Raw genomic sequence first — 14,237 nt, forward strand, 5'->3', positions numbered from 1 at the left:
CCGGGGCTCAGCCGGTCCCGGTACGGCTCCGGGCGGTCCACCCGGCGGGCACGGTCACCAGCAGCAGCTCGAACCACACGCGGGTGGCGCCGTCGTGCCGGGTGAAGCCCCAGCGGTGGCTGAGCGCCTCCAGCAGCGGCAGCCCCCGCCCGCCCGTCGCGTACGGGTCGGCCCGGCACACGCACGGCGGCGCCTCCGAGCCGCCGTCCTCCACCCACACGCGCACCAGTTCCCCGCAGACCCGCACCGCCACCGTGAACGAGCCGCCGTCGCCCGAGCGCGAGTGCAGGATCGCGTTGGTGGCCAGCTCGCTGGTCAGCAGCGCGCAGTCGTCGTGCAGCGGATGGTCGCGGCCGAGCACGGCCGTCACCAGGCCGCGCGCCCCCGCGACCTGCGACGGCACCCCCGGGAATCGGAGCGCGAGATCGTGTTGCGAGTCCGGCGTGGCCACGGTGGAACCCCCCTGAATGCGGCGACGTCATGAGACGCGCCACGCCGGGGCGGAGGATGGTCGCGAAAAGGTGCGAATGCCCTTGCCCGCGCGGCACCAGGCCCGATGTCCTGCGGGACAGGCGGGGTAGCGCGTCCCCGGCAGGTCACGAGGCGCGAGCGCCTAGTACGCTGCGATCGACGAGTCGACTAGGAGGAGTGCCTGCGTGAGCAGCCTGGAGGCCGTCTGGGTGCAGCGGTACGACCACCCGGGGGCAGCGGTCGTGACCGGAGTCTTCGACATCCTGCACGTGGGCCACGTGCGCTACCTGGGCGCGGTGGCCGCGCGAGGGCTGCCGCTCGTCGTCGGCGTGGAGGACGACCCGCGGGTGCGCGCGTGGAAGGGCCCCTCGCGGCCGTTCAACCCGGCGGCCGAGCGCGCCGAGCTGCTGGCGGCGCTGCGGTTCGTGACGGGGGTGTTCATCGTGACGGGGCCGCCGGAGGCGCACGGGCCCGAGGACTACATCGACCTGCTCACCCCGATGCGGCCCGGCGCGCTCGCGCACACCGCGGGCGACCCGCACGCGGGCGGCCGGTGCGCGGCGGCGGCGCTGCTCGGCGCCGAGTGCTGGGAGCTGGAGGCCATCCCCGACCGGTCGACGACGCGCATCGTCAACGCCGCGGGCAAGGGCTGACGCGGCCCCGCTCCCATGATCGCGTAATCTTCCGTCACATGACGGCCGATCTCCTGGCGCGGAGGGTGACGGACCTGCTGGCGCCGCAGGTGCTGGTGATCGCCATGCCGCCCGCCGTGGGGCTCATCGCGGAGGGCTGGGCGGGGGCGGTGTGGGGGCTGGTGGCCTCCGTGCTGTGCGGCGGCGTGCCCGCCGCGGTGATCGCCGTGGGCGTGCGCTCGGGGCGGCTCGACTCCCACCACATCGTCGACCGGGCCCGCCGCACCGGCCCGCTGCTGGCCGCCGTCGGCGCGGTGCTGTTCGCGCTGCTGCTGCTGGGGGTGCTCGGCGCGCCGACGCTGCTGGTGGCGACGGTGACGGCGATGCTGGCCGCGCTGGCCGTGACGATCCCGGTGACGCTGCGCTGGAAGATCTCCTTCCACGCGGCGGTGTCGGCGGGCACGGTGGTGGTGCTGGCCCACGTGCTGCCCGCGGCGCCGACGCTGGCGGCGGGGGCGGCGGTGGTGGCGCTGGTGTGCTGGGCCCGGGTGCGGCTGACGCACCACACGTGGGCCCAGGTGGCCGCCGGGACGCTCGTCGGGACGCTCGTCACGTGGGGCACGCTGGCGGCGTTCGGCATCGGATAGCGGGCGCGTGACACCGGAATAGGGGAGCCTGCCGCGCGGTTGCGGCGGGCATGGACGCCACGAGCCGGGGCCGGGTGCGCGTCGAGCGCACGGCCAAGCGAGTCAGGACCTATCTGGGCGGCCGCGCGGTCGCCGACACCACCCGCGCCCTGATGGTGTGGGAGAGCCCGCACTACCCGACCTACTACTTCCCGCTGGAGGACGTCGAGCCGGACGCGCTCAAGCCCACGGGCGAGACCCGCCGCTCGCCGAGCCGGGGCGAGGCCGCCGTCCACACGCTCGCCCCGGGCGGCGGCGAGGCGCTCGTCTACGGCGACGACGTGCCCCTGGAGCCGGTACGGGGTCACGTCCGCTTCGACTGGGACGCGATGGACGCCTGGTTCGAGGAGGACGAGGAGGTGTACGTGCACGCGCGCGACCCGTACACGCGCGTCGACATCCTGCCCAGCTCGCGGCACGTGCGGGTGGAGGTCGACGGGGTGACGGTGGCCGACTCGCGCAACGCCCGGGTCCTGTTCGAGACCGGCCTGCGGCCCCGCTACTACCTGCCGAAGACCGACGTCCGGCTCGACCTGCTGGAGCCCACCGCCACGGTCACGCGCTGCCCGTACAAGGGCACGGCCGAATACTGGTCGGTCAACGGCCACGATGACCTGGCCTGGTCCTACCGCACGCCGCTGCCGGAGAGCGAGCGCGTCGCGGGCCTGATCGCCTTCTACAACGAGAAGCTCGACGTCTACGTCGACGGCGTGCTGGAGGACAGGGCCGGTTGACAGCCGCCACCCCGATCCACCACCCTTTCGCTATTCGAATAGTGAAAGGGTGGTTTCGTGATCGAGTTCCAGCTCGACCGGGGATCGGGGGTGGCGACCTACCTCCAGCTCGTCCACCAGGTCAAACAGGCGCTGCGGCTCGGCACGCTGCGGCCCGGCGACCAGCTGCCCACCGCGCGCGAGGTCGTCGAGAGCCTGGCCATCAACCCCAACACCGTGCTCAAGGCCTACCGGGAGCTGGAGCGCGAGGGCCTGGTGGCGGGCCGGCCGGGGCTGGGCACGTTCGTCGAGCAGGGGATCGCCGGGCCGACGCTGGCCGACCACCACCGGCTGCGGCGCGGGCTGGAGGAGTGGGTGCGCCAGGCGCGCGCCGCCGGGCTGGACGAGGAGGACCTGCGGGCGCTGTTCGGCGCGGTGCTGGCCGGCTCCGCGCGTGAGGGCGTCGCGTGAACGCGCTGGAGGTCACCGGGCTGGCCGTGCGCCGCCGCCGCTCCTGGGTGCTGCGCGACTGCTCGCTGGCCGTCCCGGCCGGGCGCGTGGCCGCGCTGGTCGGCCCCAACGGCGCCGGCAAGACCACGCTCATGCACGCCGCCGTCGGCCTGCTCGCCCCCGCCCGGGGCGGCGTCACGGTGCGCGGGCAGGCCGCGTTCGTGGCCCAGGACAAGCCGCTGTACGAGACGTTCACGGTCGCGGAGACGCTGCGCTTCGGCCGCCGCACCAACGACCGCTGGGACGAGGAGGCGGCCAGGAGACGGCTGGACCGGCTCGGCATCCCGCTCACCGGCAGGGTCGGCCGGCTGTCCGGCGGGCAGCGGGCGCAGGTCGCGCTGACCCTCGCGCTGGCCCGGCTGCCCGACCTGCTGGTGCTGGACGAGCCGCTGGCCAACCTCGACCCGGTCGCCCGGCACGACGTGATGCGCTCGATCATGGCCGAGGTGGCCGAGCGCGGGCTGACCGTGCTGCTGTCCTCGCACGTCGTCTCCGACCTGGAGGACACCTGCGACTGGCTGATCGTGCTCAACGGCGGGCGGCTCCAGGTCAGCGGCGACATCGAGGACCTGCTCGGCGGGCACAGCGTGCTGACCGGCCCGGCCGGCGCCTCCGCCGCCGGATGCGACGTCGTCGGGGAGAGCCGCACCGGCAGGCAGGTGAGCCTGCTCGTGCGCGGCGGGCCGCCGCCCGACCCGCGCTGGAACGCCCGGCGGCCGGGCCTGGACGAGCTCGTCATGGGCTACCTGCGCAGCCCCGCGTCGGCGGCGCTGCCCGCGCCCGCGGAGGTGGCCGGATGATCTGGGTCACCTGGCGCCAGCACCGGGCGCAGATCCTCGTCACCGCCGGCTTCCTGGCCGCGCTCGGCCTGCTGCTGCTCGGCTCCGCCCTCGAAGCACGGTCGTTCGTGGCCGCGCACGTGCCCGGCGGCTGCCCGGGGGGCACCGCGTTCTGCGGGTCGCTGGAGGCGGCCGTCGGCCTCGGGGAGCGCTACGACGCGGTCTACTCGGTGTTCGGCTGGATGCCGCTCGTGCTGCCCGCGCTGATCGGCGCGTTCTGGGGGGCGCCGCTGCTCGGCAGGGAGTACGAGCGCGGCACCCACCTGCTGGCCTGGACCCAGCGGGTGCCGGTGCGGCGGTGGCTGGCGGTCAAGCTGGCCGTGCTCGGCGGCGCGGTGGTGGCCGGCGGGCTGCTGCTGTCGCTGATGGTCAGCCTGTGGCGGCCGGTGTTCCGGGAGGGGATCGACTCCGGGTTCGGCAACATCGGGATCTTCAACATGACCGGGGTGGCCCCGGCCGCCTGGTGGCTGTACGCGTTCGCGCTGGGGACGCTGGCCGGGGCGGTGCTCAAGCGGACGCTCCCGGCGATGGCGCTGGTCGTGGCCGGGGTGGCGGCGACCATGTTCGCGCTGTTCGCGCTCAGCGACCACTACGCCACCCCGCAGCGCGCCGAGCTGACCGGCAGCGTGGTGCTCGCCGACCCCGACGCCCGGCTCGTCGGCGGCGGCGCCTGGGTGGACCCGGCCGGGCGCGAGGTCGGCACGGCGGACACGTCCGCGGCCTGCGAGCGGCGGCTGGACGCCGGGCGCGCCAGCCGCAACACCGACTCCTGGCACAAGTGCCTGTTCGACGCGGGCTACCGCTACGCGGTGACCTACCACCCGCCGTCGATGTTCTGGCGCTTCCAGTGGACCGAGGCGGGAATCCTCCTGCTGGCCTCAGCCGTCCTGGGCGGCCTGGCCGTGCGGCTCACGCTGCGCCGCACGGCGGGCGGCACTCCGCTACCGGGGGCTCACGACAGCAGCCGCGTCAGCACCCGGACGCCGAACTCCAGGCCCTCCACCGGCACCCGCTCGTCCTTGCCGTGGAACATCCCGAAGTAGTCCAGATCCGGCCGCAGCATGAGCGGCGCGAACCCGTACCCCTCGATGCCGATCCTGGCGAACGACTTGGCGTCCGTGCCGCCGCTCATCACGTACGGCACGGGCCTGGCCAGCGGGTCCTCGGCCACGAGGCTGGCGGCCAGCTCGTCGAAGAACGACGACGGGTACGGCGCGGCCGGGGCGTCCTCCAGGTTGACGAACTCCCGGGTGATCTTCGGCCCGAGCAGCTCGTCGATCGTCGCCAGGAACTCCTCCTGCAGCCCCGGCAGGTAGCGGCCGTCCACGTGCGCCTCGGCGGTCGAGGGCACCACGTTCACCTTGTAGCCGGCCTCCAGCATCGTCGGGTTGGCCGAGTTGCGGATCTGCCCCTCGAACAGCTTGCCGAGCGAGCCGAGCCGCCGCGCCTCGGCGTCCAGCCGGTCCAGGTCGATCGGCTGCCCGGTGATCTCCGACAGGCTGTCGAGAAGCGCCGCGACCGACGGCGTGACCCGTACCGGCCACTGGTAGGAGGCGATGCGCGACAGCGCGTGCACCAGCGTCGCGACCGGGTTGTCCACCGCGGGCCGGGAGCCGTGCCCGGCCACGCCGTGCGCGGTGAGCTTCATCCACGCGGTGCCGCGCTCGCCCACCGCCACCGGGTAGACGCGGTGGCCGCCGGAGTCGACGCTGAACCCGCCCGACTCGCTGATCGCCTGCGTGACCCCGTCGAACAGCTCCCGGTGCTCGGTCACCGCGTGCCGCGAGCCGAAGTCGCCGGTCGCCTCCTCGTCGGCCAGGAACGCCAGCACCACGTCCCGCCGGGGCCGCACGCCCAGCGCCCGCATGCCCAGCACCGCCGACAGGGTCATCGCGCACGAGCCCTTCATGTCGACCGCGCCCCTGCCGTAGACGCACCCGTCGACGATCTCGCCGGAGAACGGGTGCATCCGCCACTCGGCCGGGTCGGCCGGGACCACGTCCAGGTGCCCGTGCACCAGCAGCGCGTCCGGGGAGTCGCCCGCCATCCGCGCCACCACCGTGGTGCGGCGCGGCGCGGACTCGAACACCTCCGGCTCCAGCCCGGCGTCGGCCAGCAGCGTGGCCACGTACTCGGCGGCCGGCCGCTCCCCGGAGCCCGGATTGGTGGTGTCGAACCTGATCAGGTCCGAGCAGATCTCGGCGACGCTCTTCACTTCCTGCCCTCCAGCTTCAGCGGCGCCACCTCGGGCGTCTCGAACCCGAAGATCAGTCCGTAGAAGGCCAGCTCGGCCTCCAGCACCGCCACGATCGTCTCTTCCCTGCGCCAGCCGTGCTGCTCGCCCTCGAAGGTGAGCAGGGCCCACTCTTTGCCGTTCCTGTCCAGCTCCGCGACGAACCGCTCGGCCTGGCCGACGTCCACGATCGCGTCCTCCAGCCCGTGCAGCATCAGGCACGGCCCCGACGCCCGGTGCGCGTGCAGCAGCGGCGAGCGCTCGCTGTAGCGCTGCCGCGTCTCCGGCAGCGGGCCGATCAGGCCGTCGAGGTAGCGCGACTCGAAGTCGTGCGTCTCGGCCGCCCAGCTCTCCGGGTCGGTGATCGCGTAATGGGCGACGCCGCCCGCGAACACGTCGCTGTGCACCAGCGCCGCCACCGTCGTCCAGCCGCCCGCGCTGCCGCCCCGGATCGCGATCCGCGCCGCGTCGGCCCGGCCCAGCTCCACCAGCCCGCGCGCCACCTTGGCGCAGTCCTGCACGTCGACCACGCCCCACTGGTGCCGCAGCCGCTCGCGGTAGGCGCGGCCGTAGCCGGTGGAGCCGCCGTAGTTGACCACCGCCACGCCCAGCCCCCGGCTGGTGAAGTAGGCGATCTCCAGGTCCAGCATCACCGGGTGGTTGCCGGTCGGCCCGCCGTGCACGAAGATCACGTACGGGGCCGGGCCGCGCGTCCCCGCCGGCGGATACAGGTGCGCGTGCACGCCCTCGACCGTCACCGCCTCCGGCACCGGCAGCAGGTCCCGCTCCGGCAGCTCCTTGGGCGCCGACACCACCTCGTGCCCGCCGCCGTCGAGGTCGACGAGCATCACCTCCAGAGGCGTGTACGGGGTCGCCGACACCGCCGCGACCTTGCCCCCGGCCGCCGACACCGTCGAGGCCCAGTAGGTGGCCTCCCCGCCGATGTCGCGCAGCTCGCCGCCGCCCGGGTCCAGCACGGCCAGCCTGCGCCGGTCCGGCGTGCCGTACACGACCGCCAGCCGGTCACCGGCCACCGCCAGGCAGCCCGAGCCCGGTTTCCACGCCGCGTGGCCGAACTCCGCCTCGACCGGCGTCAGGTTGCGGATCCGCGTGCCGTCCCTGCCGATCAGGTGCACGTTCCACCAGCCCGTCGGGTCGGTGATCGCGTACAGCGTGTCGTCGTCGCGCCACTCCGCCTGCACCACCGACTCGTCCGGCCCGCCCGCGACCACCTCGTACGGCCCCGCCTGCCCGCCGGGGCCGAGCGGCGCCACGCACAGCTCGGTGGCGTCCCACGGCATCGCCGGATGGTCCCAGCCGATCCAGGCGACATGCCGCCCGTCGGGCGACAAACGCGGATTCATCAGGAAACGCTGCGCCTCGGCGATCACCGTCAGCGGCCCGCCGTCCAGCGGGATCGCCACCAGGTCGCGCACGTCCGCGCTCTCCCGCACCGCCCACACCTCGTCGCGGCCCGGCGGCAGGTAGAGGTCGGCGTAACGGGCCGGGCCCGCCGGCGTCAGCGCCACCGGGTCGCCGCCGCCGATCCGGTAGACGCGCTGGTCGGCCCAGTTCGTGAACACCAGGCCGCCACCGGGCAGCGGGCGCCACGACCGGCCGCCGTACTCGATCACCCGGTTGCGCGCGTTCCAGCCGTCCGGCAGGGCGTCCACCCGCTCGCCGCCCGGCAGGCGCCGCACCACGCAACGCCGGCCGCCCTCGTGCGGGCGCGGCTCGTCCCACCACACCTCGACGCCTTCCGGCGTGGCCACCGCCTCAACCCACTGGGGGCCGCCGTCGGTCCGGGCCACATCGATCGGTCGAATACTCATATTTCACCAATTGCCATTTGACGGGGGCAAGGACATCTCGGGTGGGTGCAGCACGTACGCGATCCCGCCGCTGCCGGAGCTCCGCAGCCACACCCGCTCGAACGCGGCACGCGGATAGACCCGGCGCACCTGCGCGTCGCCCGGCGCGGCCGGATCGTTGACCATGACGTCGCCCGCGGCCGTGAACCCCGTGACGACCATGATGTGCCCGCCCGTGGAATAGCCGGAGCCCGGGAGCTCGTGCTCCTTGAACGACTGCGACGTGATCACCGGGATCCCGGCGCGCACCAGCACTTCCAGCTCCGCCGCCGACCGCAGCCTCGTCACGAGACCGGCCAGCCCGTACGTGCCCGCGTACGCCACGTTGAACGGCCAGTTGCCGGTGCCCTGGTAGCTGGTGTCGTAGGCGCCGCGCGCCGCGTGGTCCACCGCCGGGCACGGGTCGCCCGCGCCCACCCAGCCCAGCTCGTCAGCCGCCGGGCCACGGCCCCAGTAGGCGAGCACCATGGCCACCGCCGCCGGGCCGCACCAGTTCGCGCCGCCGCCGTCCCACTGCGGGTGGTGCCCGGCGTGCTCGTGCTGCGAATGCGCCGGCACCACCAGATGGAAGGCCCCGCCCGGCCCCGGCGCGCTCGGCGCGGGCCGGGCCGGCAGCGCCGAGGCCATCACGCCCAGCCCGTGCACGCGCGCCCCCGCGCCGTGCGCCGTCACCCGCACCCGGAACGCCGTCACCGGCCGCCGCGCCACGAACGTGTCGACCGCCACGTCCCCGTCCTCGTCCCCCTGCCCCGGGACCGACGTGCGCGGCTCGCCGTGCTCCGACCAGCGGCCCATCACGTACCACCTGGTCCGCGAACCCGCCGCCGTCGTCGCCTGAAGCTCCACCTCGATCCACGAGCCCGGCGGCGTCCGCGCCGTCCACGAGGCCACGAGCTGCGTCGCCGCGAAGCCGATCGGGTGCTCGGCACTGGTCCACGACGCCTGGCCCGCCGGCACGGAGAAGCGGGCGAAACAGACACGGGCCAGGTCGACGGTGAGCACCAGGCTCATTGTGGAACCCTCTCCCGCCCCGCGCATCGGAGGTTTTACGTACCGGACCCGATTGTGTCGGTGGTGATCACTATCGTCCGGGCCATGACTCAAGCGGTGCAGGCGTACTCCTACGCCGGGCCCTCCGTGCTCGCCGACGGCCGGCTCGGCCTGTCCACCTCCGGCGGCACGGCCCTGTCGGGCCCCCAGACCCATCCCCGGTTCTTCAGCGGGCTCCTCACCCAGGCCGCCCCCGCCGCCGCCGGCCTGCTGGCCGTCGCCGACGTGGCCATGGCCCGCTACCACCAGCCCCGCCCCGGCTGGACCCGCGACCCGGTGGTGACCTGCGACGGCGACCGGCTCAGGTTCGAGTCGTTCTCCGCCTGCGGCGGCGTCTACGCCCGCCTCGACGTGCTCGCCCTCGACGGCGACGTGCTCGACCGGGGCACCACCAACGTCGACGTCAACGGGCCGCTGCGCGAGTCGCTCGCCCGCGTCGGCGGACGCGACCCCCTCCACCTCGGCGTCGGCCCCGACGAGCTCACCGTCACCACCCTCGACGGCGCCGTCGTCGAGAAGAAGGTGCCGCTGCCCAGCCGGTGGCTGCGCGGCTTCGCCGAGGTCCAGGTGATCGCCGCCGGCTTCGACCTGCGCGCCGAGCTCAAGGGGCCGCAGGCCGTCCGCTTCCTGCGCTCCCTGCCGCGCAAGGCGTCCGCCACCGTGTGGGCCGTTCCCGCCGGCGGCGACCTGCGCCTGGCCGCCGGGCCCGGCCGTGGCTCCGTCTGCCTGTCCGGCGCCGGCCGCGTCGCCACCCTCATGCCGCTGCTGCGCTTCGCCAAGGCCCTGCGCGTCTACGGTCCGCCCGCCGGCGCCGACGCCGGCCACCAGGCCAGCGCCTGGGAGCTCGAACTGCCCGGCATGCGCTACACGCTCGCCGTCTCGCCCCAGCCGTGGCGCGGCTTCTCCGGCGAAGGCGCCGTCCTCGACGACCTCGCCACCGACGAGGCCGCCGGCGACGCCGACGTGATCGGGATGCTGCTCAACTTCGAGCCCGCCGTCGAGATCGGCCTGCTCGCCGACCGCTCCGGGCTCCCCGCCGCCCGCGTACGCGCCGCGCTCACCCAGCTCGGCACCGCCGGGCGCGTCGGCTACGACCTGTACGAGGCGGGCCACTTCCACCGCGAGCTGCCCTACGACCGCGACCAGGTGGCGCAGCTCAACCCGCGCCTCACGGCCGCCCGGGCGCTCGTCGAAGCGGGCGCCGTCACCCTCGACGGCGACCACGCCCGCGTCACCACCTCCGGCGGCACCCGCCAGGTCGGCATCGCCGACGGGAGCTGCACGTGCGAGTGGTGGTTCGACCACCGCGGCTCCCGCGGCCCCTGCAAGCACGTCCTCGCCGCCCGCATCGCCTCCCGCCACACCGCGGACGCCCTCCTATGACCCCCACCCCACCCCCCACCCCCTGGCCCACCGACCCGGGCTCCCGGCCCGCCGACCCGGGCCCCTGGCCCATCGACCCGGGTGCCTGGCCCGCGGGCCCGGGCTCCCGGCGGGCCGACCCGGGCGTCCGGTCCACCGCCTCCGTCCACGCTCCCGCCCCCGCCCGTGGGGCAGGACCCGACGGCGGCCCGGACCGGATGCCCGGCGGCGGCCCCTCCCGGCCATCCGGCAACGGTCCCGTACGGGCGGCGGACGGCCCCGTACGGGTGGTCGGCGGAGGCCCTGGCCGGTTGCCCGGCGAAGGTTCCGGGCGGACGTCTGCCGATGCCCGGGAGCGGACGCCCACCGAGCGCGCCGTCGTCCCGCGCGCCTCCGGTGGCGGCCCCTCCGTCGCGTCCGACGCCCGCGACAGCGCCGCCCCGGCATCAGGCGGCACTTCCGCACGGCAGCCTCCCGGTCGGTCGTCCACAGGAGCGTCGGGTGGGCCCGGCAGCGGCGCAGGGGCCTCCAGGGGGACTCCCGAACGAGGGGATGGTGTGGGGGAGGGGACTGCCTGGGCGGAGGTCGAGGCGGCGATCGACGCGGGGGACGAGCTCCGGGTGGCCGAGCTGGTGCTCGCCCTGGACGAGGCGGGGCGGCGCGAGGTGGCCGCCGCCCTGCCCGGCCACATCCCCGTGGCACGCAACCGGGCGTGGGACCGGGAGCGACGCCGCCGCCAGGCCCGCCGCACGCAGGAGCGCGTGACACCCACCGGCAGCACAGCCGCCCAGGTCGACACCAACGCCCCAGGCGGTGCCGAGAGCCAAGGTGGCGCCGGCGGTCACGGTGGCGGCGGCCGCTACGGGGTGGCGGCGGGCGGCGGCCAGGAGGGCGGCCCGGGGTGGGAGCATGCGCGGGTCGACGCGTGGGTGGGGCCGATGCGGGTGGCGGGCGCGGGCACGATCGGCGGCGCCGCGGCGGTGGTGGCCTGGCTGCACCGGCGCGACTTCCAGGGCTGGGGCGGCCTCGACCACACCGGGCTCGTCGAACGCGTCCTCGCCGCCCGGCCGCACCGCTGGCAGGTGGACTTCGCCGTACGCGCCGCCCTGCGCCTGCGCACGCAGCGCGACGCCCGCGTCTCCGGCGCCCTGGCCCTGGCCATGCTGCGCCGCACCGGCGCGACCCCGCCCGGCCACGACCCGCTGACCGTCGCCTGGGCCGCAGGATCGCCTGCGGGCCTGGGCGGCGACCCGCTGCTCGACCATCTGCTCCCGCGCCTGTTCGAGGCGGACGGCGTCGGCCGCGTCCTCCGCCACGAGCAGCCCCCGGACGGCGGCCGTGCCGGGCACGAGCCCCGGCCGCCGACCTGGCTCGCCGCCCTGAAGGATCTCGCCGACACCGGGCGGGTGTCGCGCGACCTGCTGCTCGACGGGTGCGTACGCCGGTTCCTGCGCGGCGGCTCCGGCCCTGACCTGCGCTTCTTCGTACGCCTGCACGACCTGCTCGACCCTGCCGACGCCGAGTCCGCCCGGCGGGCCGCCGACTACCTGAGGCTGCTCCCGGCCGCGCCCACCTCGGTGGCCGACCTGGCGCTGCGCCACCTGCGCCGAGCGGGCCGGCTCGGCCACGACGACCTGGTGGAAGGGCTGCACGCCGCCCTGTTCCGGCCGGAGCGCAAGCTCGTCGACGGCGGGCTCGGCTGGCTCGACCAGGCGGTACGGGGGCGGCGCGGCCCTCTGGACGAGTTCGCGCCGGCGCTCGCCCAGGCCTTCTCCTGCCGGTCGTACGACGTCCAGGCCCGTGCCGTACGCCTCGCCCTGCGCCACGCCGACCGCTTCGGCGCGGCAGGCGCGACGACCCTGAGGGAGGCCGCCGCACAGCTTCCCCCGGACCTCGCCGCCCGCCTCAACACGGCCTTCCCGGGCCCGACGACCTCCACGGGCGGGACCGCGTACCAGGGCGGGGAGACGGACGTGGCCCGCGCGCCGGTGCCCGCCGGCGCTGGGGAGGCGGAAGCGGTCCATACGGCGGCGACCCCTGCGGGACCTGGGACGGCCGGGCTGGATCCGGTGGCGGGCGCCCATGGTGCCAGTTCGAGGGGACTCGGACGTGTGACCGTGACCTCCGGGCCTGAGACGCCGGGGGCCGCCTCCGTGGTTGGCGTGGCGGTGGGCGTGTCCGGGTCTGGGACGCCGGGGGACACCTCCGAAGCTGGGGCGGGGCGTGCTGGGGGCGTCTCCGCGTCTGGGGCGGGCTCGGAGCTCAGGCAGGGGGACGGGTTCGTGCGCCGGGCGTTGCCTCGGGTAGCGCGGGCGGGGGCGTTGCCGCCGCCGGTCGGTGCGCCCGGTGAGTTGACCGCGTTGCCCCACCGGGTCGGGTGGCAGGAGCTGGAGCGGTGGCTGGACGGCGTGGTGCGGCTGCACGCGGAGGATCCTGAGGCGCTCCGGGTGGTGCTCAAGTCGCTGACCGGGGAGCCGTCGCGGCTGTACAAGGAGCGCGAGTGGGAGCATCCGGGCCAGTGGGCCGAGGCGATCGCGCGGCGGCTCGTCGACCCGGGGGCCGAGCCGCCGCCCCGGCCGGGGCCCGCTCTGCTTCCCGCCGCTCTCGGGGTGCTTCCCGTTCTCGGGGGCGCGTCGGTCGAGCCCGCGCCCGCATCCGGGCCAGCGTCTGGACCCGCATTCGGGCCGGTGCTCGGGGCTGAGCAGCATGGGCGGCGGCGGGGGCGGTTGCCGGACGCGTCGCGGGTGACGGCGCCGCACTGGATGCTGCTGCGCCGGCTGGCCGAGGTGCATGCCGCCGCCGGGTCCGGGGCGCTGCCGCCGTACCTGCTGGCCACGCCCACCACCGGCGACGGCGGGGTCGGCGCGGCCGAGCTGGTGGAGAGGGTGGCGGGGTACGAGCGGGCCGGGGCCGAGGCGCTGGACGCAGATCTGCAGCAGGCGCTGCTCCGGCTGCCGCGCGCCATCGAACCCGAGGTGGTGGCGCGGGCGGCGCGGCTGCGTTCCGGGGCGGGCGCGACCGTTGCGGCGTGGATGCGCGACAGGCCCTCGATCAGCACCGGGATCGACTGGATCGACGGCGGGGTCCCGTACGCGAGCGACCGCGCGGCCCCCGGAGCGGAGGCCGCGTCCGGGGCGCGGAAGGCGAGCGGAGGGACGGGGGAGGGGCGGGAGCCGTCGCTGGTTCCGCGGATCCGGGGGGAGGCGACCGGGCTGGAGCTGGTCGACCGGCTGCTGTCCGATCCGCGGGCGTCGCGCTGGCAGGCCGACGGCGACGATCCCGTCGACTGGCCCGCCGTGCTGCCGCACGACCGGGAGGTCGCGGCGCTGCACCTGCTGCCGCGGCTGCTCTGCCGCACCCACGGGTCGCACGTGCGGCTGGCCGAGGTGCAGGCGGTGGCGTCGGCCGGCGGGCCCCCGGGGGAGGCGGTGGCGCTGCTGGTGGCGTACTTCCTGCTGCACCGCGAGTGGTGGCGGCGCGACGACGGGGTGCGTCCGCTGCTGGAGCTGGCCGCGCGGGGGGAGCTGCCCGCCGAGGAGACCGGGCGGCAGCTCGGGCTCCTGCTGCGGCGCACCTGGCATCAGCCGGCGGCCATGCGGGAGGCGCTGGAGACGGCGGCCCGGCGCGGCGCCCACGCGGAGGTGTGGCGGGTGCTGACCGGGTTCCTGCCCGTCTACCTGCCGGGGCCGGGTGAGCGGGCGCACTCGGGGCACACGCAGATGCTGACGTTCGCGGTCCGGGCGGCGGGATGGGCGCGGGCCGGGGGCGAGCTGCCGTGCGTGGCGCGGATCGCGGCCAGGAAGGCGACGAGCGGCTTCGTCCGTGAGGCCCGCCGCCTGCACGCCCTCCTCACCTGAGCCCTGGCGGCCG

The 14,237-nt window shown here is 75.8% G+C and carries 12 protein-coding genes; 8 read left to right on the plus strand and 4 right to left on the minus strand.

Going from position 1 to position 14,237, the window contains the following annotated elements:
- Nucleotides 1–7: 7 nt before the first annotated feature.
- Nucleotides 8–451, minus strand: a complete 444-nt coding sequence (locus tag ACBI99_RS22575; protein ID WP_219517808.1) for an ATP-binding protein — start codon at nt 449–451, stop codon at nt 8–10.
- 205 nt (nt 452–656) lie between these two features.
- On the opposite strand from ACBI99_RS22575, the gene ACBI99_RS22580 reads away from it, so the two are divergent.
- The 6 genes from ACBI99_RS22580 to ACBI99_RS22605 are packed head-to-tail and all read left to right on the plus strand — an operon-like array spanning nt 657 to nt 4,894.
- Nucleotides 657–1,124 (plus strand): adenylyltransferase/cytidyltransferase family protein, encoded by a 468-nt coding sequence (locus ACBI99_RS22580; protein WP_219517809.1) that lies wholly within the window; start codon nt 657–659, stop codon nt 1,122–1,124.
- A gap of 38 nt (nt 1,125–1,162) precedes the next feature.
- Nucleotides 1,163–1,750 carry a hypothetical protein gene (locus ACBI99_RS22585; RefSeq protein ID WP_375073392.1) on the plus strand — a complete coding sequence of 196 codons (588 nt, stop codon included), beginning with the start codon at nt 1,163–1,165 and terminating at the stop codon, nt 1,748–1,750.
- Nucleotides 1,751–1,800: 50 nt separating this feature from the next.
- On the plus strand, nt 1,801–2,523 hold the full coding sequence (locus tag ACBI99_RS22590; RefSeq protein ID WP_375073393.1) for a DUF427 domain-containing protein: 723 nt from the start codon (nt 1,801–1,803) through the stop codon (nt 2,521–2,523).
- 57 nt (nt 2,524–2,580) lie between these two features.
- Nucleotides 2,581–2,973 (plus strand): GntR family transcriptional regulator, encoded by a 393-nt coding sequence (locus ACBI99_RS22595; protein WP_219517814.1) that lies wholly within the window; start codon nt 2,581–2,583, stop codon nt 2,971–2,973.
- Nucleotides 2,970–3,812, plus strand: coding sequence for an ABC transporter ATP-binding protein (locus ACBI99_RS22600; protein WP_375073394.1), 843 nt, complete (start codon nt 2,970–2,972; stop codon nt 3,810–3,812). Before ACBI99_RS22595 ends, ACBI99_RS22600 begins: the two co-directional genes overlap by 4 nt.
- Nucleotides 3,809–4,894: a hypothetical protein gene (locus ACBI99_RS22605; protein WP_375073395.1), complete on the plus strand. Its 1,086-nt coding sequence runs from the start codon at nt 3,809–3,811 to the stop codon at nt 4,892–4,894. The genes ACBI99_RS22600 and ACBI99_RS22605 overlap by 4 nt, the downstream gene beginning before the upstream one ends.
- Here ACBI99_RS22605 and ACBI99_RS22610 read toward each other — a convergent pair.
- Genes ACBI99_RS22610 through ACBI99_RS22620 form a run of 3 tightly spaced genes read right to left on the minus strand, consistent with a single transcriptional unit; the run spans nt 4,804 to nt 8,966 of the window.
- Nucleotides 4,804–6,066: a M20/M25/M40 family metallo-hydrolase gene (locus ACBI99_RS22610; RefSeq protein WP_219517820.1), complete on the minus strand. Its 1,263-nt coding sequence runs from the start codon at nt 6,064–6,066 to the stop codon at nt 4,804–4,806. The two genes, ACBI99_RS22605 and ACBI99_RS22610, sit on opposite strands and share 91 nt — an antisense overlap.
- A complete protein-coding gene (locus tag ACBI99_RS22615) occupies nt 6,063–7,916 on the minus strand; it encodes a prolyl oligopeptidase family serine peptidase (RefSeq protein ID WP_219517822.1) in 1,854 nt (617 codons plus the stop codon). Before ACBI99_RS22615 ends, ACBI99_RS22610 begins: the two co-directional genes overlap by 4 nt.
- A gap of 3 nt (nt 7,917–7,919) precedes the next feature.
- Nucleotides 7,920–8,966: a C39 family peptidase gene (locus ACBI99_RS22620; RefSeq protein ID WP_357590869.1), complete on the minus strand. Its 1,047-nt coding sequence runs from the start codon at nt 8,964–8,966 to the stop codon at nt 7,920–7,922.
- An 84-nt stretch (nt 8,967–9,050) separates the two neighbouring features.
- On the opposite strand from ACBI99_RS22620, the gene ACBI99_RS22625 reads away from it, so the two are divergent.
- Nucleotides 9,051–10,388 (plus strand): SWIM zinc finger family protein, encoded by a 1,338-nt coding sequence (locus ACBI99_RS22625; protein ID WP_375073396.1) that lies wholly within the window; start codon nt 9,051–9,053, stop codon nt 10,386–10,388.
- A 536-nt stretch (nt 10,389–10,924) separates the two neighbouring features.
- Nucleotides 10,925–14,224 (plus strand): hypothetical protein, encoded by a 3,300-nt coding sequence (locus tag ACBI99_RS22630; RefSeq protein ID WP_375073397.1) that lies wholly within the window; start codon nt 10,925–10,927, stop codon nt 14,222–14,224.
- Nucleotides 14,225–14,237 lie beyond the last annotated feature (13 nt).

It is taken from the genome of Nonomuraea sp. ATR24, from assembly GCF_041950485.1.
Taxonomy (GTDB): domain Bacteria; phylum Actinomycetota; class Actinomycetes; order Streptosporangiales; family Streptosporangiaceae; genus Nonomuraea; species Nonomuraea ceibae.